Annotated in this window: 21 protein-coding genes; 7 read left to right on the top strand and 14 right to left on the bottom strand. The window is 67.9% G+C overall.

The features are described from left to right. Positions 1-11 precede the first annotated feature (11 nt). The 7 genes from iolB to ACWDSJ_RS36865 form a co-directional block, all read right to left on the bottom strand. On the bottom strand, positions 12-905 hold the full coding sequence (gene iolB, locus ACWDSJ_RS36895) for a 5-deoxy-glucuronate isomerase (protein ID WP_450037467.1): 894 nt from the start codon (positions 903-905) through the stop codon (positions 12-14). A gap of 166 nt (positions 906-1,071) precedes the next feature. Next, positions 1,072-1,965 carry a Cgl0159 family (beta/alpha)8-fold protein gene (locus ACWDSJ_RS36890; protein WP_450037466.1) on the bottom strand — a complete coding sequence of 298 codons (894 nt, stop codon included), beginning with the start codon at positions 1,963-1,965 and terminating at the stop codon, positions 1,072-1,074. A gap of 187 nt (positions 1,966-2,152) precedes the next feature. Beyond that, complete coding sequence (gene iolC, locus ACWDSJ_RS36885) at positions 2,153-3,130, bottom strand: 5-dehydro-2-deoxygluconokinase (RefSeq protein ID WP_450037464.1); 978 nt, start codon at positions 3,128-3,130, stop codon at positions 2,153-2,155. A gap of 133 nt (positions 3,131-3,263) precedes the next feature. Further along, complete coding sequence (locus ACWDSJ_RS36880) at positions 3,264-4,046, bottom strand: ATP-binding cassette domain-containing protein (protein ID WP_450037462.1); 783 nt, start codon at positions 4,044-4,046, stop codon at positions 3,264-3,266. Further along, positions 4,043-5,023, bottom strand: coding sequence for an ABC transporter permease (locus tag ACWDSJ_RS36875; protein ID WP_450037472.1), 981 nt, complete (start codon positions 5,021-5,023; stop codon positions 4,043-4,045). Before ACWDSJ_RS36875 ends, ACWDSJ_RS36880 begins: the two co-directional genes overlap by 4 nt. 28 nt (positions 5,024-5,051) lie before the next feature. Further along, positions 5,052-6,011, bottom strand: coding sequence for a sugar ABC transporter substrate-binding protein (locus tag ACWDSJ_RS36870; protein ID WP_450037460.1), 960 nt, complete (start codon positions 6,009-6,011; stop codon positions 5,052-5,054). A gap of 329 nt (positions 6,012-6,340) precedes the next feature. After that, positions 6,341-7,234 (bottom strand): TIM barrel protein, encoded by an 894-nt coding sequence (locus ACWDSJ_RS36865; RefSeq protein ID WP_450037458.1) that lies wholly within the window; start codon positions 7,232-7,234, stop codon positions 6,341-6,343. A 240-nt stretch (positions 7,235-7,474) separates the two neighbouring features. Between ACWDSJ_RS36865 and ACWDSJ_RS36860 the strand changes: the two genes are divergently transcribed. Both ACWDSJ_RS36860 and ACWDSJ_RS36855 read left to right on the top strand, forming a co-directional pair. After that, positions 7,475-8,479, top strand: a complete 1,005-nt coding sequence (locus ACWDSJ_RS36860) for a LacI family DNA-binding transcriptional regulator (protein ID WP_450037456.1) — start codon at positions 7,475-7,477, stop codon at positions 8,477-8,479. A gap of 18 nt (positions 8,480-8,497) precedes the next feature. Further along, on the top strand, positions 8,498-9,505 hold the full coding sequence (locus ACWDSJ_RS36855) for a Gfo/Idh/MocA family protein (protein ID WP_450037454.1): 1,008 nt from the start codon (positions 8,498-8,500) through the stop codon (positions 9,503-9,505). A gap of 60 nt (positions 9,506-9,565) precedes the next feature. On the opposite strand, the gene ACWDSJ_RS36850 is transcribed toward ACWDSJ_RS36855, so the two are convergent. Together ACWDSJ_RS36850 and ACWDSJ_RS36845 are read right to left on the bottom strand one after the other, a co-directional pair. Next, on the bottom strand, positions 9,566-10,756 hold the full coding sequence (locus ACWDSJ_RS36850; protein WP_450037453.1) for an McrC family protein: 1,191 nt from the start codon (positions 10,754-10,756) through the stop codon (positions 9,566-9,568). Then, positions 10,753-11,904, bottom strand: a complete 1,152-nt coding sequence (locus tag ACWDSJ_RS36845; RefSeq protein WP_450037451.1) for an McrB family protein — start codon at positions 11,902-11,904, stop codon at positions 10,753-10,755. The genes ACWDSJ_RS36850 and ACWDSJ_RS36845 overlap by 4 nt, the downstream gene beginning before the upstream one ends. 143 nt (positions 11,905-12,047) lie before the next feature. Between ACWDSJ_RS36845 and ACWDSJ_RS36840 the strand changes: the two genes are divergently transcribed. Next, positions 12,048-12,464: a PPOX class F420-dependent oxidoreductase gene (locus ACWDSJ_RS36840; protein ID WP_450037450.1), complete on the top strand. Its 417-nt coding sequence runs from the start codon at positions 12,048-12,050 to the stop codon at positions 12,462-12,464. Between the two features lie 149 nt (positions 12,465-12,613). After that, positions 12,614-12,874 (top strand): hypothetical protein, encoded by a 261-nt coding sequence (locus tag ACWDSJ_RS36835; protein ID WP_450037449.1) that lies wholly within the window; start codon positions 12,614-12,616, stop codon positions 12,872-12,874. A gap of 63 nt (positions 12,875-12,937) precedes the next feature. On the opposite strand, the gene ACWDSJ_RS36830 is transcribed toward ACWDSJ_RS36835, so the two are convergent. The 4 genes from ACWDSJ_RS36830 to ACWDSJ_RS36815 all read right to left on the bottom strand — a co-directional run bounded on the left by ACWDSJ_RS36830 (position 12,938) and on the right by ACWDSJ_RS36815 (position 16,967). Beyond that, complete coding sequence (locus ACWDSJ_RS36830; RefSeq protein ID WP_450037448.1) at positions 12,938-13,348, bottom strand: hypothetical protein; 411 nt, start codon at positions 13,346-13,348, stop codon at positions 12,938-12,940. Positions 13,349-13,481: 133 nt separating this feature from the next. Further along, positions 13,482-14,483 (bottom strand): ketol-acid reductoisomerase, encoded by a 1,002-nt coding sequence (gene ilvC / locus ACWDSJ_RS36825; RefSeq protein ID WP_387356944.1) that lies wholly within the window; start codon positions 14,481-14,483, stop codon positions 13,482-13,484. A 49-nt stretch (positions 14,484-14,532) separates the two neighbouring features. Further along, the gene (gene ilvN / locus ACWDSJ_RS36820; protein WP_387355756.1) at positions 14,533-15,036 is read right to left on the bottom strand and encodes an acetolactate synthase small subunit; all 504 of its coding nucleotides are present in this window, start codon (positions 15,034-15,036) and stop codon (positions 14,533-14,535) included. Next, complete coding sequence (locus ACWDSJ_RS36815; RefSeq protein WP_450037447.1) at positions 15,033-16,967, bottom strand: acetolactate synthase large subunit; 1,935 nt, start codon at positions 16,965-16,967, stop codon at positions 15,033-15,035. The genes ilvN and ACWDSJ_RS36815 overlap by 4 nt, the downstream gene beginning before the upstream one ends. A 374-nt stretch (positions 16,968-17,341) precedes the next feature. Between ACWDSJ_RS36815 and ACWDSJ_RS36810 the strand changes: the two genes are divergently transcribed. Both ACWDSJ_RS36810 and ilvD read left to right on the top strand, forming a co-directional pair. Next, on the top strand, positions 17,342-17,863 hold the full coding sequence (locus ACWDSJ_RS36810; protein ID WP_450037446.1) for a PH domain-containing protein: 522 nt from the start codon (positions 17,342-17,344) through the stop codon (positions 17,861-17,863). 228 nt (positions 17,864-18,091) lie between these two features. After that, a complete protein-coding gene (ilvD, locus tag ACWDSJ_RS36805; RefSeq protein WP_450037445.1) occupies positions 18,092-19,933 on the top strand; it encodes a dihydroxy-acid dehydratase in 1,842 nt (613 codons plus the stop codon). 310 nt (positions 19,934-20,243) lie between these two features. On the opposite strand, the gene ACWDSJ_RS36800 is transcribed toward ilvD, so the two are convergent. Continuing rightward, complete coding sequence (locus ACWDSJ_RS36800; RefSeq protein ID WP_450037444.1) at positions 20,244-21,137, bottom strand: DoxX family membrane protein; 894 nt, start codon at positions 21,135-21,137, stop codon at positions 20,244-20,246. Here ACWDSJ_RS36800 and ACWDSJ_RS36795 point away from each other — a divergent pair. Further along, on the top strand, positions 21,136-22,266 hold the full coding sequence (locus ACWDSJ_RS36795) for a PQQ-dependent sugar dehydrogenase (protein ID WP_387355746.1): 1,131 nt from the start codon (positions 21,136-21,138) through the stop codon (positions 22,264-22,266). The two genes, ACWDSJ_RS36800 and ACWDSJ_RS36795, sit on opposite strands and share 2 nt — an antisense overlap. The last annotated feature ends 274 nt before the right edge of the window (positions 22,267-22,540 follow it).

The raw sequence follows: 22,540 nt of genomic DNA, 5'->3' as shown, positions 1-22,540 counted from the left end.
TCGCCCCTCGTTCAGCGGGTGGTGCGCCCGCGGTGATCGGTGACCGGGCAGCGCGGATCGGTCGCGGCGCCCGTCCAGCTGTCGCGCACCCAGGCGTGCGCGGGATCGTCACAGAAGGCCATGGAGCGTTCGGGCGCGGGCCCGGCGAGGACATTGAGGTAGTACATCGGGTAGCCGGGCGCGGCGACGCAGGGTCCGTGGTAGCCGCGCGGGATGAGGAAGACGTCACCGTCGCGGACGGTCACGGTCTCGTCGAGCGACCCGTCCGCGGTGTAGGTGCGGTGCACGCCGAATCCCTTGCGGGACGGCGTGATCGCGTCGCTCCCGGCGATGCGGAAGTAGTAGATCTCCTCGTTGACGACCTCGCACTCCCCGGCCCGATCGTGCTTGTGCGGCGGGTAGGACGACCAGTTGCCGTCCGGGATGATCAGCTCGCAGGCGTTGAGCTTGTCCGCGTGGTCCCACACCCCGGGCACGCCGAAATTGGTGACCTGCCGGGTGGCGTTCCCCGCGCCCCGCACCTCCACCGGAACCTGTTCGGCCGGACCGTATTTCGGCGCGAGTCGCCGGGTGCAGCGCGCCATGGGCAGGGCGATCTCGGCGTCCGCGGGTGCGAGCAGCTCCACCTCGGCATCGCGCGGGACATAGGCGAAGTCGGTGACCCGGGTGAAAATCGTTGCACGCCCGCTCAATTCGAATCGCTCACCGTCGACGCGCACGGTGCACGAGCCCGACAACGGAAGCACGAACGCCTCGTACTCCCCGGTCCGCACGATGCGCGGCCGCCCGGCCCGCAACCGCAGCACGCGCAACCCGGTGTAGGTCCAGCCCGCCGCGGCGGCGGTGAGCAGGACCGGATCATCCGCGTCGCGCAGCGTGCCGTCGGGGTGATGGAGGCTGCTCATCGTCCGGCCTCCCGTAGCTTTGTCCCGAGGGTGCGGGGGCATGACGTCGCTCGGTTGTCCTTCCCGCACCTCGTCCTTCCGGTAGGCGGGGACGGAGGCATCGAGCGAGGCGGGTTCGTCAGTTTCGGCACCGTGATGAGCGGCGATGTCGGACCGGGCGGTGCCGTCATCGTGCCTCCCGTACTACGCGGGCCGCGGCGGCGACGGCACCGGCGACGTCGCCGTTTCTCGGATACAGGAGGCTGCGGCCGACGACCAGGCCGCGGGTGACGTCGTGGCGGAGGGCGCTGCCCCAGGAGGTGAGGTCGGCGTGGACGTCGCCGGAGGGTGCTCCGCCGAGGACGACGACCGGGAGGGTGGTGGCGTCGAGGACCGAGATGTCCTCGGGGGCAGGGATTTTCAGCCAGGTGTGGGCGGAGGTGACGCCGAGGCCGGAGGCGATGGTGATGGCCCGTTGCAGGGAGGCGGAGTCCTTGCGCATGACCAGCGCGCCCGATGAATCCCGGTGGTAGGGCAGGGGTTCCACCATGGCGGTCAGGCCGTGTATCGCCAGATCCGAGACGGCGCGGGCGCACGCGTGCAGCGTCGGAATGGTGCCCGGATCCGAATCCACCAGCCGCAGCAGCATTTTCCCGCCGTCGAGCCGGAACTTCACCAGCGATTCGGCGTCGTACCCGGTGAAGCGGTCGTCGATCTCCCAGTCCGCCCCGGCCAGCCCGCCCCGGTTCATCGACCCGATCACGACCTTGTCGTGCAACGCGTCGAGCAGCAGCAACTCCTCGACGATATCCGGCGACCCGAGCACCCCGTCCACGGCCGGATTGTCCAGCGCGATCAGCAAGCGCTCCAACAACATTCGCCGATCCGCCATCGCCGTACGATCCGCGCCCACCCCCAACGCCCCGCGCGCCGGATGGTCGGCGGCCACCAGAAACAGCGTCCCGCGCGGGGAGAGCAGACTGGTCCGCCGCCGCCGGTCGGCGTACGCCCGCTGCACGGCCGCCGGATCCGCCGCCCGTCTATGCAGCAGAGCGTGCCAGCGCTCATCGGTCAGATGCACAGTCGGCCTCCGCTGCATGTGCGTTCTGTCCACCGCGGAAGTGTTCCGAGGTCACCCGTGCGGATGATCGCTGGGATTGCTGGGTACGGGAACACTGCGGGACTCTCCGCTCCGACGGGCGCCGATACGGACGAGTACGGAACCACTGCGGGACCCTCCGGGCGGAGGGTCGCCGGGAGTGCCGAGTTCAGCCGCACAGCGTCTCCTCGATCTCCGTCGCGGTGGGCATGGCGTCGGCGCAGGCCAGGCGGGCGGCGACGAGGGCGCCGGCGGCGTTGGCGTAGGCGGCGATGCGCTGTGGCTCCCAGCCGGAGAGCAGGCCGTGGATGAGCGCCCCGCCGAAGGCGTCTCCCGCACCCAACCCGCACACGACCTGTACCGGGCACGGGGGCACCGTCCAGCGTTCGGCGGCGGTAGCGATCAGGACGCCCGCCGCGCCGAGTTTGATCACGGCCGTGCCGACGCCCCGGATGAGCAGGAGGTCGGCGGCCTCGTTCGGGTCCGAAGTGCCCAGGGCGACTTCGGTTTCGGCGCGATTGCCGACGACCGTGTCGACGTGCTCGATCATCCAGGCGATCTCGCGGCGCGCCGTCTCGACGTCGGACCAGAACATCGGCCGGTAGTCCAGATCCAGGACGGTGTGGCCGAAGCGGTTGCGGCGCTGGAGGATTCGGCGCTGGGTGGAGCGGGCCGGTTCGGCGCTGACGCCGGTGCCGGTGACCCACAACAGGGGAACGGAGTCCACCACGTCCCAGGGCACGTCCTCCTCGGTGAGGGTCAGGTCCGGCGCGATCGGCGCGCGATAGAACAGCAGGGGCGGATCCGCGGGCGGGTTCAGCTCGCAGAACACCACCGGGGTGTGCAGATCCGGCGCGGTCCCGACATACCGAGCATCAACCCCGAACTCCCCCAACGCGTTTCGCACATAGTCCCCGAACCCATCCGCCCCCACCTTGGTCAGCACCGCACTCCGCCGCCCCAGCCGTGCCACCGCCACCGCCACATTCGTCGCCGTCCCACCCAGCGACTTCGCGAACGTCCGCACCTCGGCCAACGGCACCCCGCTCTGCTCCGGATACAGATCCACCCCGACACGCCCGACCGTCAACGCCTCGAGCCCGCCCACCCGCCGCGGCTCATGCTCCGGAGTCCCCAGGCCGCTCATCAGACCACCCACCGCAACTCGTGTTCCGGACCCGCCCCACTCATTCGACCACCCGCCGCACTTCGTGCTCCAGATCCGCCGAGCCACTCGTTCAACACCCGCCGCACCTTGTGCTCCAGGCCCGCCAAGCCATTCATTCGACCACCCGCCGCACCTCGTGTTCCAGCGCGTCGAGTTCGGCGCCCCCGGCCATCTGCCGGGTCAGCTCGGGCAGGTCGATCTCGGACTTCCCGTACGAGCCCAGTACCGCACCGCGTTTCAGCAGCAGGAAGCGGTCGCCCACGGGGTAGGCGTGGTGTGGGTTGTGGGTGATCAGGACGACGCCGAGGCCGCGGTCTCGGGCCTGGACCACATAACGCAACACCACGCCCGCCTGTTTGACGCCCAGCGCCGCGGTCGGCTCGTCGAGGATGAGCACCTTCGCGCCGTAGTGCACCGCCCGCGCGATCGCGATGCATTGGCGTTGCCCGCCCGAGAGCGTGCCCACCGGCTGTTCCATATCGCGCAGCTCGATTCCCATGTCCGCCAACGCGTTCCGGGCGATCTGCTGTCCCGCGCGCCGGTCGAGCAGGCGCAGCGGTCCGACGCCGCGGGTGGGCTCGGAGCCGAGGACGAAGTTGCGCCACACACTCATCAGCGGCACCACCGCCAGATCCTGGTAGACCGTGGCTATCCCGCGGTCCAGTGCGTCCCGCGGCGAGGCGAATCTCGTGACCTGCCCCTCGACCCGTAGTTCGCCCGTATCGTGCTGGTGCACGCCCGCCAGGATCTTGATCAGGGTGGACTTGCCCGCGCCGTTGTCGCCGAGCACGCAGGTCACCTCGCCCGCGGGGACGGTCATGGACACGTCCTCGAGCGCGACCACGCCGCCGTAACTCTTTCCGATACCGAGGGTTTCGATCAGCGGAGCCGTCATCGGCGTACCCTTTCCGCCCGCTTCTTGAAGGCGTTGTTCACCAGCACCGCCGACAGCAGCAGCACGCCGAGGAACAACATGAACCAGTCGCTGTCCCAGCGCGCGAACACGATGCCCTGCCGGGCCATGCCGAAGATCAGCGCGCCGATCGCCGCGCCGATCACCGAGCCGAACCCGCCGGTCAGCAGGCATCCGCCGACCACCGCCGCGATAATGTACTGGAACTCCAGCCCCACCCCCTGATTGGCCTGCACGCTGGCGAACCGCAGGATGTCGCACGAGCCGACCACCCACCCGGCGAACGCGGTCGTCATGAACAGCAGGATCTTCGTCCGCGTCACCGGAACGCCGACCGCGCGGGCGCTGACCGCCGAACCCCCGACCGCGAAGATCCAGTTCCCGTACCGGGTCCGTATCAGAAGCACGGTCGCGACGGCGGTGACGACGATCCACCACACCACCGACGCCTGGATCCGCGCGTCACCGAGGTCGGTGGTGGACGCGAAAACCCAACCGGCGGAGGCGTATCCGGGCGCCGACCGGATGCCCGACACCTGCACGGTCCCGGTGACCAGCCGCGTCACCCCGAGGTTGAGCCCCTGGAGCGCGAGGAAGGTCCCGAGCGTGACGATGAAACTCGGCAGCCCGGTCCGCATCACCACCCAGCCGTTGAGCGCGCCGACCGCGAGCGCGAACAGCAACGACACCAGCAGCGCCAGCCACACGTTCCAGCCCGCGTGCACCGCGAGCAGCGCGGTGACCAGGGCCGTCGATGCGGTCATCACCCCCGCCGACAGGTCGAACTCGCCGCCGATCATCAGCATCGCCACCGCGACCGCCATGATGCCCAGCGTCGACGCGTCGTCCAGCCAGGTCGCCACGCCGAGCGGGGTGAGGAATTTGTCGGTGATGATCGAGAAGAACAGGAACACAACCAGCGCGCCGAGCGCGGCCCCGATCTCGGGCCGCACGATCATCCGGTTCAGCACTCGTCCACTCCTGACCTCACCGGGTGCCCTGCGCCACGAGTTGGGCGACGGCCTCGACATTGCCCTTGTCCACGAACGCCGGGCCCGTCTGCACGGGCGCGCCGCCGCCGACGGTGTTCAGATTCGTCCGGTAGGCGCGCAGCAGCACCACCGGCAGATAACCCTGCTCGTACTGCTGCTGATCCACCGCGAACAGCAGGCTGCCCGCCCGAATCGCCTGCACCACATCGGGATTCAGGTCGAAGGTCGCGACGCCTGCCGTCGCATGCGATTCCCCGACCGCGGCCACCGCGCGGGCGGCGATCTGCGAATTGAGCGTCAGCACAGCGTCGATGGCGTGATCGGCCTCGAGCGCGCCCTTGATGCGCGACTGGGCGTCGGTGGGATTGTTGATGTCGACCTGCAAAGTGGTGGCATTGCCGAAACCCTGGGTGGCGCCCGCGCAGCGCTCGTTCGCGCCGATATTGCCCGCCTCGTGAATCACGCAGAGCAGCTTGGACTTTCCGGCATCCTTCAGCCGCTTGCCCGCCGCCTGCCCGGCCGAGCGCTCGCTCTGACCGACGTGGGCGATCGCGCCGAACCGGGCGCTGTCGGCCTCGCCGGAGTTGATGGTGACCACCGGAATGCCCGCTGCCACAGCGCGTTCCACCGACGGCCGCAGCGCCTCCGGATTCGCCATCGAGACCACCAGGCCGCCGACGCCTTGCGCCACAGCGTTGTCGATGAGTTTGGCCTGCTCGCCGGGATCGCCCGCGGAGTTGTAGGTGACGGGGACGCCGAGGTCCTTCCCGGCCGCCTCGGCGCCGTTCTTGACGACGTTCCAGAAGGCATCGCCGGGCGTGCCGTGCGTGACGACCGCGACCGAGTTCAAGGTGCCCGCCGCGACCGGGCTGTGGGTCTGGGAGGCGGGCACGTCCGCGCCGGGCCCACTGCACGCGGCCAGCAGCGCCGCCCCGGCTGCCAACCAGGGCAGCACGCGCCATCGTCCTCGTCGACGCGCATTGCCGCCCGCTCCTGCGCGGCGGTGCGGTTTCGGCGTCCTGCGGCCCTCGGTCCAGTTCCCGTCACCCGGGCCAGTTCCCTTACGCTGACGCGGTTTCCATGCCGACTTCTGCTGTTGCCCACCCGGCGACCCGCGGCCCTCGCTTCGGTCCCGGTCACCCGGACCAGTGCCGTTCCGCTGACGCGATTTCGGTGTCGTCTGTTGCCCATCTGGCGACCCGCGGCCATCGCCCCGGTTCTCCCCATTCGAACCGACTCCCCGACCAGGGCGCGGTTTCGACGTCGTCGTCATATATTTCCTACCTAGATCCGGGCGGGAGTGCCGAGGCCCGCCAGATAGCGCAGGCTGCGTTCGGCGTCGCGGCTGGGTCCGGCGGCCGAATCGCCCGGTGCGAGCGCCGTATCCTGTTCGATCACATACCAACCCCGGTATCCCGCCGCCCGCACGCACCGGACCAGGGCTTCGATGTCGACATCCCCCTCCCCCAGCGGGGCGAACAGGCCCCGCCGCACGGCCTGGCGGTATTCCATTCTGCCGCCGCGCATCTCGTCGGCGAGGGAGTTTCGCACATCCTTGAGATGAATGTGACCGATGCGGGTGGGGTGGCGGCGGGCGAGGTCGACGGGATCGGTGCCACCGATCAGTAGGTGTCCCGTATCGAGGCAGATGTCGAGATCGGACCGGGCGAGGAAGCGTTCCACCTCGGTCGCGGTCTCCACATGGGTGCCGACGTGTGGGTGCAAAACCGTACGCAACCCGTACTCGGCGGCGATGTCGCGCACGGCCGCGGCGGTGTCGATCAGCGTGCGCCACCCGGCGTCGTCGAGGTCGGGACGGGAGTCGTAGCCGTCGAGTCCGGTGGCGGCGGCCAGCACAAGCACCTCCGAACCCGCGGCGGCGAACAAGGCGGCGCTGCGACGCGCGGCGCGCAGGGCGGCATCGGGCGCGGTGTGCAGGGGCAGGGCGAGGAATCCGCCGATCGCGGCGATTCCATAGGGGCGCAACATGTTTCGCAAGGCGCGGGGATCGGCGGGCAGATAGCCGGGCGGGCCGAATTCGGTGGCGGTGAGCCCGAGGGCGGTCATCTCGGACAGGACCGTCGGCGCGTCCAGGACGTGACCCCAGCCGGGGACCTCGCACACGCCCCAGGAGATCGGTGCGGCGGCGACGCGCAGCGGATACGACGGTACGGACATCGGATACTCCCGCTGTCGGTGGGCGCTCCTATTGGAGCGCTCCAACTATGTAACCTGGGTCACGCTGCTGTCAAGGATGGGTCGCGTCCACGAATGACGTGTCTACCTCGCAGGATCGATCGGCGACCCGAGTTCGCGGCGGCCGGTTCGTCCGATTGGAGCGCTCTATTGTGTGCCGTCCCGGCGCGCTGTAACCTTCGACGCGACAGCCGATTTCCGGGATCTCGGAAGGCCCCCGCCATGACGCGACCGACGATGGACGACGTCGCCGCGCGGGCCGGTGTCTCCCGGGCGCTGGTCTCCCTCGTCATGCGCGGCTCGCCCAAGGTGAGCGAGCGCCGCCGCCGCGCGGTGCTCGACGCGGCGCGCGAGCTGGGCTATCAGCCGCACGCCATGGCCCGGTCGCTGGCCAGCCGCACCTCCACGATCGTCGGGGTCATGGTGTCGGATCTGAGCAACGCCTACTTCGCCGACGTCATCGAGGGCATGGACGCCGCAGCGCAGGACGCGGGGCTCGAACTCATTCTCAACACCGGCCGCCGCAGCGCGTCCCGCGAGCGCGCCGCGCTGTCCGGCCTGCTGGCCTTCCGGCCCGCCGGGGTCGTCCTGCTGTCACCGGTGCTGCCCACCGCCGACATCCGCGCCGCGGCCCGGCAGTGCCCGCTGGTACTGGTGTCGCGCGGCTCGACGATCGGCACGGTCGACACCGTCAACGACGACGGGGAGACCGGGGTCGGGCTGGCCGTGGATCACCTTGTGGCACTGGGACATCGGCGCATCGTGCACCTGGACGGCGGCGGCGCCTTCACCGCCGCGCCGCGCCGACGCGGCTACGAGAGCGCGATGCGGCGGCACGGTCTCGAGCCGATGGTGGTGCCCAGCGAGCACACCGACGCCGCGGGCATGGCGGCGGTGCGCACACTGCTGGCGCTGTTCTCCCCGGCGAACTTCCCCTCGGCGCTGGTGTGCGGCAACGACTTCAACGCCGTCGGCGCGATGTCGGCGCTGGCGGCTGCGGGATTGCGTGTGCCGCAAGATGTTTCGGTGGTCGGCTACGACAACTCCTCCCTCGCCGCGCTGCACCACATCGCCCTGACCACGATCGATCAGCCCCGCACCGAGATCGGCCGACTGGCGGTGGCGGCCCTGGTCGAGCGCTTGCGCTCGGGCCGTACCGAACCCGTACGCCGCCGCGTGCCACCCGCCCTGGTCGTCCGCGCGACGACCGCCGAACCCGCACGATAACCGGACAGGAGTTCGCATATGACGGTCGGACTGGGATTGGTCGGGGTCGGCCGCATCGGCGCCGCGCACGCGGAGACGCTCGCGGGACTGCCCGGGGTGGATCGCGTCGTGATCGCCGACGCCGACCGCGACCGGGCGCGCACGACGGCGGCGAAGCTGGGCGTCGAATTCGCTTCGGACATCGAGACTTTGCTTGCCTCGGACATCGCCGGGCTGGTGATCGCCACGGCCACGGATTCGCATCCGTCGCTCATCACGACGGCCGTGGACCGCGGGCTTCCGGTGTTCTGCGAGAAGCCGGTCGCGGCCGATCTCGCGGGCACGTTGGCAGTCGTGCGACATGTCGAGCGCTCCGGGGTTCCGGTGCAGATCGGGTTTCAGCGCCGGTTCGATGCCGGGTATCGGGCGGCCCGCGAGGCGGTGGCGTCCGGGGAGTTGGGCTGGTTGCACACCCTGCGTGCGACGACCTTGGATCCGTTTCCCCCTCCGGCGCAATACATTTCGCGGTCGGGCGGGTTGTTCCGCGACTGCGGTGTGCACGACTTCGACATCATCCGATGGGTGACCGGGCGAGAGGTGACGGAGGTGTTCGTGTTGGGGGCTAATCGGGGGGAGCGGTTCTTCGCCGACGCGGACGACGTGGACACCGCGGCGGTGGCGTTGCGGATGGATGACGGTGCGCTGGCGACGGTTTCGCTCGGGCGGTACAACGGGGCGGGGTACGATGTGCGGCTGGAGGTATTGGGGTCTCGGGGGAATGTGGTTGTGGGGTTGGATGATCGGGCTCCGTTGCGGTCTGTCGAGCCTGGGTGGGCGGGGTCGGCAGTGCCGGCGTACGCCGGTTTCATGGAGAGATTCCGCGATGCGTACACCGAGGAGTTGGGGGCTTTTGTCAGCGTGGTCACGGGGGAAGCCGAAAGTCCGTGCACCGCTTGGGATGCGCTGGCGGCCTTCCGCGTCGCGGAGGCGTGCGAGCTGTCGCGCCGTGAGCATCGGGGGGTCAGGGTGGGCGAGGTTTCGATTTGATGGTCACGTTTCGAAGCTGATCTCACACCGTGGTCCACTTGCCCACCATCGTGCGAGACGTCACCGTGTACTCTGGTCGCTCACAATGAGTTTCGCGAGCGCCTCGATGGACTCCAGCAAGACGTCCGGAGGCGAGCCCAGGTCCAAGGCATGGCAATAGACAGTGATACCGCAATTATTTATCTCGTGAACCCTTGGCGATTCGTTTCCCTTCGCATAAACCAGATGCCCTTCCTTCAACCCGAGAGCCGAGCAATAGGCCAACATCTGGTACAGATCCGCTTCGGGAAATTTGTTGATCCGCTGCGCCTTGTACTTGACATCCACGACGGCGATCGGGTTATCGGCGCTGTCGAACCAGATGATGTCCGGCCGAAATCTCACTCTCGATGCTTTGTCGAGATACTGCTCGTGCTGAGCTTTCGCGTGACCGCCGAATGGACGCATCGACATTTTCAGTGCTCCTTCCACGAAATCCTCGTACACTCGCCACATCTCGACCATGAAACCCGATACCGTCAACGATCCACTCATCTGGTGGAAGGAACTGTTGTCCAGGATCACCTCAGAAAGGCGCAGGACGTCCTGGTAGCGGGCATTGAGCCGGTTCAGCTTCCAGCGTGGTGTCGCACTTCGCTTGGGATAGACGGTCACGTCGTCCAAAAGCTTCCGTATATGGCCGAGACGATGGCGAGCATCGGCGCCGATATCGGGCAGTCCGAGCAGCCGCAGGGTGGCGAGCAGGACGATTTGATTCTCCGGAATGTCGAAGGTGAAATCGTCGTACTCCACGGCGATAGGAACCGGTAGGCCGAAGTTCCGCTTCGTCTGATCATGAAACCGCACGCGACCCCGGAGCACCGGAAGTTGGTCCGCTCGTGTGCCGTATCCCTGGAGTAGACCTCGTTCCAGCGCACGGGTGGTCAGGCGAACGAAGGACTCCGCCACGGCCGGGAACAACCCGTCGGCCTTCTCCAGCTGAACGAACTCCTCACGCCAGATCGCCGGGCTGGAGCAGTATCCGATGAAGAACAGCAGCCTCTTCAGCTCGGTGATCTTCGGCTTGACATTGATCTGAAGGTCACCCAGACGGACCGATCCGACCTTGCCGCCCGGTTTGATGGTGTACCGGTTCGTCGATTTGCTGTCGACCTTGACGATGCCCAGTTCCGCGAGGGTCTCGTACTCCCCACGAGACAGGTCGACCAACCGCGCCGGACCGTATTCAACGAGGTCCAGCGGCGGTCTCATACCGACGACTCCGAATTTTCGGCATCGGTACGCACATTGTCCAGCGCGTAGTACTCGTGCACATTCAGCTCCGGATTTCCGAAGTGGTATTCCTCCAACAAGGGCATGATCGATGTACGCCACGTCAGCTCGATTCCCGGCTCGGTAACCGCCGCCGGGCGCATGAAATACGAAGGGCCGATCTTGAATTCCTCGTCCGGAATTCGCGCATTCAGATGTTCGACGATTTCTGCTATTTCCGGACCATAATCATGGTCGGCGAGCCATTTGCGCAGAATGCTCTTGGTGGGCTCCTCGGACGGATGTAGCGCGACGAACGCGAACCGCCTCCGCATCGCCGAATCGATCAGCGCGATCGACCGGTCGGCCGTGTTCATCGTGCCGATGATCACCAAATTCTTCGGAAGGGTGAACGTCGCGTCCACGGTATCGGAATACATGAGATTCAATCCGCCGTCGCGATACTCCAGGAGGAAGTACAACTCACCGAATATTTTGGCAAGGTTACCCCGGTTTATCTCATCGATGACGAGAGTGTACAGGGATCCCGGATCCTGTCTGGCCTTCTCGGCCAGCAGTTTCAGCGGCCCGTTGTGTACTTCGTAGGTGATCTGACCGGCTTCCGAGCGACTGGGACGAAATCCCTCGAAGAAATCTTCGTACGAGTACGACGGATGGAATTGGACCACCTTGACGTTCTCGGCGCCGGAGATGTGCTCAGCGATTTTCCTCGCGATATACGTTTTGCCGGTCCCCGGCGGGCCGTAGAATATCAGCTGAGGGCGATCACGAAGGAGATCGATGCATTCCTGCAACCAGGTTCGGGGAACGTACAGTTCGGCGGCCATCTCCTCGGTGGCTTCCGGAAATTCGGCCGGAATCGCGATCTCGCGATCTTCCTCATCGTCGCGCGACCCGAACGCGGCGGTGAGGATGTCGATCAATTGCATGGCGTGTTCTTTGTCGAACTGCATCGACTGACTGCTTTTCGGCTGGGACTCCCGTTTGTCCGAGCCAAAGGTGGACAAATGCACCAGCGTCTGCCCTTCGCTGGTTTCGATGACCTTGTACTGACAGGTGACACCCTCCTCGAGCTTGTGCGCGCTGATGCGCTGCCCGCTCGGAACGATGCGCAGAATTCGAGCCATGGATACGTACTCCCCGTCCAACTTCGTACCGGACCGGCCGACCGTGGCCGACCGCAACCCGGAACAGATTACTTGCGATCACCGACCGAGACAGTAGGCGCGCGAATTGACCTCAACTTCGGTTGATGTCCTACCGTCCCCCCATGACCTACACTCCCGCCGAGCACGCCTACCTCGCCGCCCAGAAACTGGCCCGCCTCGCGACGGTCAGCCCGTCCAACAAACCCCAGGTAGTCCCCGTAGGCTTCCAACTCAACCCCGACGGCACCATCGACATCGGCGGCCCCACCCCCACCGCCGCCCGCTACCGCAACGTCCGCGCAAACCCGAACGTCAGTCTCGTCATCGACGACATGACTCCCGACGATCCGAACGAGGTGAAGCCCGGCTGGGGCCGAGGCGTCGAGATCCGCGGGTTCGCCGAGGTCGTGACCGTCGAGGTGCCGCCCGTAGCCCCGGACTGGTTCTGCAACGAGGTCATCCGAATTCGCCCGCGGCGCATCCGCAGCTGGCACATCGATCCCGCCGACCCAGACGGCGGCATCCGGGACGTCGGCTAAGGGACCTCCCCCACTCCCCTCATCCTCGAGGATGAATCCCACCCCCAACTCGTGCCAACCCCCGTGACCCCCGCGCTCCCATCGGCCAGAGTGACTACAGCGGAACCAGATTGGAGGAACGAACCGTGTTCTCGAATACCAGACGGACGGTGTTGCGATTGGCGGTGACCGGGGCGGTCGCGGCGGCTCCCGTTGCGGGACTTGCGGTTTCGGCTCACGCCGAGGAGCCCACGACGACCACCGAGGTCGCGCGCCCGAACCACAACAACCCCTGGGATCACTCCGGACTCTGGGACTGGAACCGCGACAACCGTTGGGACGACGAGTGCGATCCGTCCGATCGCCGCCACCACCATCCGGGTCTGGGGTGGCATCGCGTGGTCCCGCCGGGCTGGTTCGGCAGCAGCTGAACCGGCGAAACGCCGACGGCCCGATGCCTCCGAGCCGGCATCGGGCCGTCGTGCTGTCCGGAATCAGCCGAAGTTGGCGTTGATCTCGGTGATCTGCCCGTTGGGGACCTCGAAGCTCTCGTCCACGTGCACCGACGTCAGCGGCACGCCGAACAGGCCGGTGTCCAGGTTGTAGTGCGCGTCGGCATGGTCGCCGTTCGCGGTGACGGTGAGGTCGCGGATGGCCGTGATGATCCGATACTGCGGGCCGTAATCCAGCTGAAGGTGTAGATCCAGGGCGGTGAACCCGGTAGGCACACCGTTCTCCACCCGCCGAGTGAAGGGCGCGAACGGAACGTTGGACGAGTTGTGCGACAACAGCGCGTCGATGTAGGCGCGCGCGGCGGATTCGGCGGGCGAGACGTCGGCGTGCGCGGTTCCGGGCACCACGGCGGCCCCGGCCAACGCCGCGATAGCGAGAGACTTGCGGATCATGCGCCGTAGCTTAAACGCCCAACTGGTCATATGCCCGGGTGGAAGAAAGGAATGAGATCAAATCGTCTCAATGAGCGGGACGGCCCGGCGTCCAGAGGATGCCGGGCCGTCAACGTCCTTGGGACGCAGGGTTTTACGCCGTCTCGGTGATGGGCCGATCCACCCAGCTCATCAACCCACGCAGCTTCTTCCCCGTCACCTCGATCGGATGCTCCGCGTTCTGCTTGCGCAGGGATTCCAGTTCCTTGTTGCCGCCCTCGACGTTGGCGACGAGGCGCTTGACGAAGGTGCCGTCCTGGATGTCGCGGAGGATGTCCTGCATGCGCTTCTTGGTGTCGGCGTCGATGACTCGGGGGCCGGAGAGGTAGCCGCCGAATTCGGCGGTGTCGGAGACCGAGTAGTTCATGCGGGCGATGCCGCCCTCGTACATGAGGTCGACGATGAGCTTGAGCTCGTGCAGGACCTCGAAGTAGGCCATCTCGGGGGCGTAGCCCGCCTCGACCATGACCTCGAAACCGGTCTTGACCAGTTCCTCGGTGCCGCCGCAGAGGACGGCCTGCTCGCCGAACAGGTCGGTCTCGGTCTCCTCCTTGAACGTGGTCTTGATGACGCCCGCGCGGGTGCCGCCGATGCCCTTGGCGTAGGACAGCGCCAGGGCCTGGCCCTCGCCCTTGGGGTCCTGCTCGACGGCGATGAGCGCGGGAACGCCCTTGCCGTCGACGAACTGGCGGCGCACCAGGTGGCCGGGGCCCTTGGGGGCGACCATGCCGATGGTGACGTTGGCGGGGGGCTTGATCAGGCCGAAGTGGATGTTGAGGCCGTGGCCGAAGAACAGCGCGTCGCCGTCGGACAGGTTGGGCTCGATGTCGGCGGTGAAGATCCCGGCCTGCGCGGTGTCGGGCGCGAGCAGCATGATGACGTCGGCCCAGGCCGAGACCTCGGCGGGGGTGCCCACGGTCAGACCGGCCTCCTCGGCCTTCTCCCGCGACTTCGAGCCCTCCTTGAGGCCGATGCGGACCTCGACGCCCGAGTCGCGCAGGCTCAGCGAGTGCGCGTGCCCCTGGGAGCCGTACCCGATGACGGCGACCTTGCGACCTTGGATGATCGACAGGTCGGCGTCGTCGTCGTAGAACATCTCGACTGCCACTGTTGTTGTGTCCCTTCGTGTTTCGATTGTTGAAGTATCAGCGGGTGGCCGTGATCGACTTGGGCCCGCGGCCGACTGCCACGACACCCGACTGCACGATCTCCCGGATCCCGTAGGGCTCCAGCATGCGCAGCAGCGCGTCGAGCTTGGACCGGGTGCCGGTCGCCTCGATGGTGAGCGCGTCGGGCGAGACGTCGATGACCTTGGCCCGGAACAGGTTCACCGTTTCGATCACCTGGGTGCGCACGCTGGCGTCGGCGCGCACCTTCACCAGGATCAGTTCGCGGGCCACCGAGCTGTCGGCGTCCTGCTCGACGATCTTGATGACGTTGACCAGCTTGTTCAGCTGCTTGGTGACCTGCTCGAGCGGCAGGTCCTCCACGGTCACGACGATGGTCATGCGGGAGATGTCCTTGACCTCGGTGCCGCCGACCGCGAGCGATTCGATGTTGAAGCCCCGCCGGGAGAACAGGCTCGCCACGCGCGCGAGCACGCCGGGCTTGTCCTCCACGAGCACGCTCAGGGTGTGGGTGGTGCTCATTCTGCGTCGATCCCCTTCTGCGAACGCTCGTGCGCCATGGCCTCGTGGATGACCGCCGGCTCGGCGGCCGATTCGTCGTCGTCGAACAGCGGGCGGATGCCGCGGGCGGCCATGATCTCGTCGTTCGAGGTGCCGGCGGCGACCATCGGCCACACCTGCGCGTCCTTGCCGACGATGAAATCGATCACCACGGGCCGGTCGGTGATCGACTGCGCCTCGCGGATCGCGGCCTCGACCTCCTCCTCCTTCTCCACGCGAATCCCGTGGCAGCCCAACGCTTCCGCGAGTTTCACGAAGTCGGGGATGCGCAGCGTGTGCGTGCCGAGGTCGGTGTTGGAGTAGCGCTCCTCGTAGAACAGGGTCTGCCACTGCCGGACCATGCCGAGGTTGCCGTTGTTGATCAGCGCGACCTTGATCGGCACGCCCTCCACCGCGCAGGTGGCCAGCTCCTGATTGGTCATCTGGAAGCAGCCGTCGCCGTCGATGGCCCACACCTCTTTGTCGGGCGCGCCCATCTTGGCGCCCATGGCCGCCGGGACGGCGTAGCCCATGGTGCCCAGACCGCCGGAGTTCAGCCAGGTGCGCGGCTTCTCGTACTTGATGAACTGCGCCGCCCACATCTGGTGCTGGCCCACGCCCGCGCAGTAGATCGCGTCGGGCCCGGCGAGCTGGCCCAGCTTCTCGATGACGAACTCCGGGGACAGCGAGCCGTCGCTCGACGGGGTCCAGCCCAGCGGGTACCGCTCGCGGACGTCCTCGAGGTAGGCCCACCACTTCGAAAGGTCCAGCAGGGGTGTGTCTTTCGCGGCCGGGTCGTTCTTCAGCGTCTCGGTCAGCTCGCTGATGACCTCGCGGCAGTCGCCCACGATCGGCACGTCGGCGTGGCGGTTCTTGCCGATCTCGGCCGGGTCGATGTCGGCGTGGATGACCTTGGCGTTGGGGGCGAAGGACTCCAGCTTGCCGGTCACCCGGTCGTCGAACCGGGCGCCCAGGGTGATCAGCAGATCCGAACGTTGCAGTGCCGCAACGGCTCCCACGGTGCCGTGCATACCGGGCATGCCCATGTTGAGCGGGTGGCTGTCGGGGAAGGCGCCGCGCGCCATCAGGGTGGTGACGACCGGGATGCCGGTCAGCTCGGCCAATTCCAGCAGTTCCGCGGACGCCTCGGCCTTGATGACGCCGCCGCCGACGTAGAGCACCGGCGACTTCGATTCGAGGATCATGCGGGCGGCCTCGCGCACCTGCTTGCCGTGCGGCTTGGTCACCGGACGGTAGCCGGGCAGGCGCAGCTCCGGGGGCCAGCTGAAGGTGGTCTGGGCCTGTAAGACGTCCTTGGGGATGTCGACCAGCACCGCGCCCGGACGTCCGGTGGCGGCGAGGTGGAACGCCTCGGCGATCACGCGCGGGATGTCGAGGGCGTCGTTGACCAGGAAGTTGTGCTTGGTGACCGGCATGGTGATGCCCGAGATGTCCGCCTCCTGGAAGGCGTCGGTGCCGATCAGGCCGCGGCCGACCTGTCCGGTGATGGCCACCAGCGGCACCGAATCCATCTGGGCGTCGGCGATCGGGGTCACCAGATTGGTCGCGCCCGGACCGGAGGTGGCCATGCACACGCCGACGCGGCCGGTTGCCTGGGCGTAGCCGGTGGCGGCGTGCCCGCCGCCCTGCTCGTGCCGGACGAGGACGTGACGCACCTTGGTCGAGTCGAAGAGCGGATCGTAGACGGGAAGAATCGCACCGCCCGGAATGCCGAAGACCGTATCCACGCCCAGCTCCTCGAGGGACCGGACGACCGACTGCGCGCCGGTGACCCGCTCGGGCGGGACCTGGCGGCGGTTCGGGGACGCGGCGACAGCCGGGGATGCCGGCTGGTTGGCCGAAGGCGCAGGCCTGCGGGCCGAGGGCCCGGGCCGGGCGGTAGGTGCGCTCACCGTCTTTTCCTTACTGCTTGTCGTTCCAGTTCGTGAGAACTTGCCTGAACACAAAAAAGCCCCCGACAGCCGGTGGCTGATCGAGGGTGGCGCGTCGCAGCTGCGAGCTTGACGTAGTCGACTGGAGTCGTCAGGCTCAGCGCTGGACGCGCCGGCCGATTACGAGAAGCCCGATTCGATTCACGCCGACGACGGTAAGCGCGCGTGAACCGATTCGTCAAATATTTTGACATTCAGGTCCCATCATGTGAGACGGGGCGGTTACCTTGGTCTGTCTACCGTGATGCGAGGATGGATGTATGCCATCGCCGCATCGGTCCGTGCCACCTGCTCGATCGTCCCATACCGCCGCGACGGGATCGGACCTGGGTCGGGTGATCAGGATCCCCCGGCTCGCGCATCTCGGGGTGTTCGTCCTGCTGTTCTGTGTCGCGTTCGCGTTCTTCGGATGGCCGGCGGTGCTGTGGGTGCTGTTCGTGATTCCGCTCGCGGCGGCGATCTGGGTCGAGCGCACGCGCACGACGGTGTCGGCGAACGGGCTCGATCTGCGGACCGTGTTCGGGTCGCGGCACGTGGACTGGGAGCAGATCAAGGGGTTCCGCATCCCCAAGCGCGGCTTCGTGCGGGCGCATCTGGTGGACGAGTCCGAGGTGGCGCTGCCCGCGGTGGGGTACGACCGGTTGCGGACGTTGATCGAGGCGTCGGGTGGGCGGATTCCGGATCTGTTCGGGGCGGCGGAGGCCGCGGCGGACGAGAAGGATGCGCGGGACCGGGGGGAGGTTGCGCGGGGTGACGACGCAGAGGGCGAGGGTGCGCAGGGCGACGCCGCGCAGAGCGCCGCCGCTCAGGGCGAGCGCGCGCAGAGCGAGGGCGCGCAGGGCGACGCCGCGCGGTAGCCTCGAAAGTGCGCACCCCCGTCGGGAACAAATACGACGGTCTCGGTGCTGACCTTGTCACCGCGAGTCCGCTTCCGCTCCGGCCCGCCGCGCCCACCAGGCGCATTCGCCGTTCGCAGCGGGAGTAACGTTGAGTAGCCGCCGCGATCCTGCGTTCCGGTCGCCGAACAGCCCCGACGACGCGCAGCGAGCCGACGGCCCGAGCCGACCACACGAGGACCAATACCCATGCCACCGCTTCGTTCCCGCACCACGACCGCCGGACGCAACGCCGCGGGCGCCCGCGCGCTCTGGCGAGCCACCGGCCTCACCGACTCCGACTTCGGCAAACCGATTGTCGCCATTGCGAATTCGTATACGCAGTTCGTTCCGGGGCACGTGCATCTGAAGAACGTCGGCGAGATCGTGGCCGAGGCCGTGCGGGCCGCGGGCGGCGTGCCGCGCGAGTTCCACACCATCGCCGTCGACGACGGCATCGCGATGGGCCACGGCGGCATGCTCTACTCGCTGCCCAGCCGCGAGATCATCGCCGATTCGGTGGAGTACATGGTCAACGCGCACACCGCCGACGCGCTGGTGTGCATCTCCAACTGCGACAAGATCACCCCCGGCATGTTGAACGCCGCCATGCGGCTCAACATCCCGACCGTGTTCGTCTCCGGCGGCCCGATGGAGGCCGGTAAGGCGGTCGTGGTCGGCGGTGTCGCGCAGGCCCCGACCGATCTGATCACCGCGATCTCCGCGAGCGCGTCGAGCGAGGTCACCGACGACGGCCTGACCGAGGTCGAGCGCAGCGCGTGCCCGACGTGCGGGTCGTGTTCGGGCATGTTCACCGCGAACTCGATGAACTGCCTCACCGAGGCGCTGGGCCTGGCGCTGCCGGGCAACGGCTCCACGCTGGCCACCCACGCCGCGCGCCGGGCGCTGTTCCAGAAGGCGGGCAGCACGGTCGTCGAGATCGCCAACCGCTGGTACCGCGAGGACGACGCCTCGGTGCTGCCGCGAAACATCGCCAACGAGAAGGCTTTCCGCAACGCTATGGCGTTGGACGTGGCGATGGGCGGCTCCACCAACACCGTGCTGCACACCCTCGCCGCCGCGCAGGAGGGCGAGGTCGACTTCACCCTCGACACCATCGACGAGATCTCGCGTCGGGTGCCGTGCCTGTCGAAGGTGTCGCCGAACTCCGACTACCACATGGAGGACGTGCACCGGGCGGGCGGCATCCCCGCAATCCTCGGCGAGCTGCGCCGCGCCGGTCTGCTGGAGAGCGATGTGTCGACCGTGCACACGCGCGATTTCGACGAGTGGCTCGACACCTGGGACATCCGCTCCGGCAAGGCTTCCGAAGAGGCGCTCGAACTGTTCCACGCCGCGCCCGGCGGAGTGCGCACCACCGAACCGTTCTCGACGGAGAACCGGTGGTCGTCGCTGGACACCGACGCGGCGGGCGGCTGCATCCGCGACCTCGAGCACGCCTACACCGTCGAGGGCGGGCTGTGCGTGCTGCGCGGCAATATCGCGCCCGACGGCGCGATCCTGAAGACCGCGGGGATCGATGAGGATCTGTTCACCTTCGAGGGTCCGGCCGTGGTGGTCGAGTCCCAGGAGGAGGCGGTCTCGAAGATCCTCGGCAAGCAGATCAAGCCCGGGGACGTGATCGTGGTCCGGTACGAGGGTCCGTCGGGCGGGCCGGGTATGCAGGAGATGTTGCACCCCACGGCATTTCTGAAGGGCGCGGGTCTGGGCAAGGTGTGCGCACTGATCACCGATGGCCGGTTCTCGGGCGGCACGTCCGGCCTGTCGATCGGCCACATCTCCCCGGAGGCGGCCAGTGGCGGTGTCATCGGCCTGGTCGAGAACGGCGACCGGATCCGCGTCGATGTGCACACTCGCGCTTTGGAACTGCTGGTCCCCGACGAGGTGCTGGCCGAGCGCCGAGCCAAGATGGAGGCTTCGGAGCGTCCGTGGCAGCCCGCGCATCGGGATCGCCCGGTGACCACGGCACTGCGCGCGTACGCGGCATTGGCCACCTCCGCCGACAAGGGCGCCGTCCGCCGGGTCCCCTGACCCGACGCCCACCAGAGGCCGGAACTCGTCGAGTCCCGGCCTCCGCGCTTTTCCATGGCCCACAACCCCCAGGTACACCAACCCAGCCGCACCCTTTATTCGAATCCGCACCCCTTGCAGGGCTCCACAAGGGGTGCGGATCCCAATAAGGAGTGCGGCTGGGCTGCTTCGGCTTTGAGGTGTACTACCCCAGAGGTGGCCGCCAACCCCAGGCTCGGCAACACAGCCGCACCCTTTATTGGGATCCGCACCCTTTGCAGGGCCTTGCAAGGGGTGCGGATTTGGATAAAGGGTGCGGCTGGGTTGGCGGTTACTGGAAGGGGTTGCCGCCGTGGAGGACTGCGTAGGCGCCCGCGGCGGCCAGGACGGCGAGGATGAGGATGGCGAAGGAGCCCCAGGCGGGGCGGGTGGCCCAGCCTCGGGCTCGGTCGAGGGACAGGCGGCCGGGGCCGGTGAGGATCAGGACGGCGGCGAGGCCGACGAGGATGGACTCCAGTTCGACCGTCTTGTACTGGAATCCGGGGGCCATGCTCTGTTTCCAGAGCCAGGCGTCGAGGATCGAGGCGAGGACCGCGCCGGCGGCCAACGGGGTGGCTAGGCCGAGGACGATGAGCGCGCCGCCGCCGACCTCGGAGACGGTTAGCATGGCAGCGGACAGATCGATGTACTTCCAGCCGCCGTGCTCGAGCATCGAGCGGGTGCCGTCCAGGCCGGGACCGTGGAACCAGCCCGTCAGCTTCTGCATGCCGTGGTAGAGGAACGTGAGACCGAGCACCAGCCGCAGGCCCAGCAGGCCGAGATCCAGTGTGCCGCGCTGATATTCGCCGCGGCGGCGCAGCCGGGTGGTCTCGGCTCCGGCCGGGGGTGCGGGCGGAATGGTGGCGAAGGCGTAGTTCGGTGCGGTCCCGGACTCGGGCCGTGGCTGACCCGCGGGCGGCACCTGGGGATCGAGGCCGAGTTCGTCGTCGGTGCGCGGCACGTGATGCTCGGTCCGTTGGCCCTGGATCGGCAGTTCGCCGGTGGGGTTGTCATAAGGGCTGGCGGCCGTCTGACCGGAGCTGGCGGCAGGGTGAGCCGGTGTCGATTCCGGTGTTTCGTTCGGCTTGTCGGTCACGAGGTCAGCGTAGGGCGCGGCGGGCGGGATCGCGCCCCGAAGCGGCGGCGTGTCCACGGCGGTCGGCGCGGGCGGTAACGTCTGAGCCATGAGTTGGGTTGTCGCGGGCCGTATCGCGTCGGTCGTGGCCGTCACCGGTGGGCTGCTCACCGGCTGTGCTCGCTTGGACGACTCCCCGTCCAAGCCGTTCAGTCCCGCGCCGACCGTGCATCCCGAGGGCATGGGCCCGACCAGCGCGCCGAAGACCCCGCCGCCGACGGCCAAGCGGCCCGAGGGGCCGTGCATCGATCCCGATCCGGCCGTGGTGGTCTCGTGCCTGGACACGACGGGCGGGCTGACGGTGTTGCCGGACGGTCAGCAGGGTCTGGTCACCGAGCGCGTGACGGGCCGCATCCTCAAGGTGACGGTCGTGCCGCCCGATCAGGCGCCGCCGGAACCGGTCGAGGTGGCCCGCGTGGACGTGGACGCGTCGGGCGACGGCGGGCTCAGCGATGTGGTGCTGTCGCCGACGTATCAGGAGGACGGGCTGATCTACGCCTACCTCACCACGCCCAGCGACAACCGGGTGGTGCGGATCGGACAGGGCGGTGCGCCGAAGCCGATCCTCACCGGAATTCCCAAAGGCCCCAACGGAAATCACGGCGCGATCGAATTCGTCTCGCCGACCCAGATGGTCGTGCTGACCGGTGACGCCGGGAATCCGGGCTCGGCGGCGGACCGCGGTTCCCTGGCGGGCAAGCTGCTCCGCATCGATAATCCGGCCCCGGGCAACGCGAATCCGCAGGTGCTCGCGACCGGAGTCGGCACGGCGGGCGGGGTCTGCCCCGACCACAAGGACAGCATCTGGTTCACCGACCGCACGGCCACCGAGGACCGCCTGCAACGCGTGGCCGCCGACGGCACCGTGACCACCGCCTGGACCTGGCCCGACCACCCCGGCGTCGCGGGCTGCGCGGCCGCCGTCGACGGCGTGGCCATCGCCATGAACAATGCCAAGGCCCTCGCCTTCGCCGACGCCGACCCCAACACCCACGCGGTGACCACCAATCCCGCCATGGCCGTCCAGGACAAGTACGGCGCCCTCAACGGCGCGTCCCTCAGCCCCGACGGCTTCGTCTGGGTCGGCACCACCAACAAATCCGGCCAGCCGGGCCCCTTCGACGACCGAGTGGTCCGCATCCCGCCCCCGAAGGGCGGCGCGGGCGGCGGCCCGGATTAACGGCCGCCGCCTGACGGCCCCGGCAAATCCCACCCGGGCTGTCCCCTGAAACCTCCTGAGCCACAACCAGTCCCAGATCCAGGACCGAAGGGCGCGAAGCCCTCAGTCGCCAACCCAACCCCAGGCCAACGAACCCAGCCGCACCCTTTATTCGGATCCGCACCCCTTGCATAGCCCTACAAAGGGTGCGGATCCGAATAAAGACATCCCAGGGGCTTGGAGGTCAAGCAGCAGTGGCTTGTTCGGTGTATGTGGGCCATGCGGCCGCTTCGTC

This window comes from Nocardia sp. NPDC003482, from assembly GCF_053588115.1.
The sequence above is the reverse complement of the archived record's forward strand: the minus strand, read 5'-3'. Positions and strand labels throughout refer to the sequence as shown.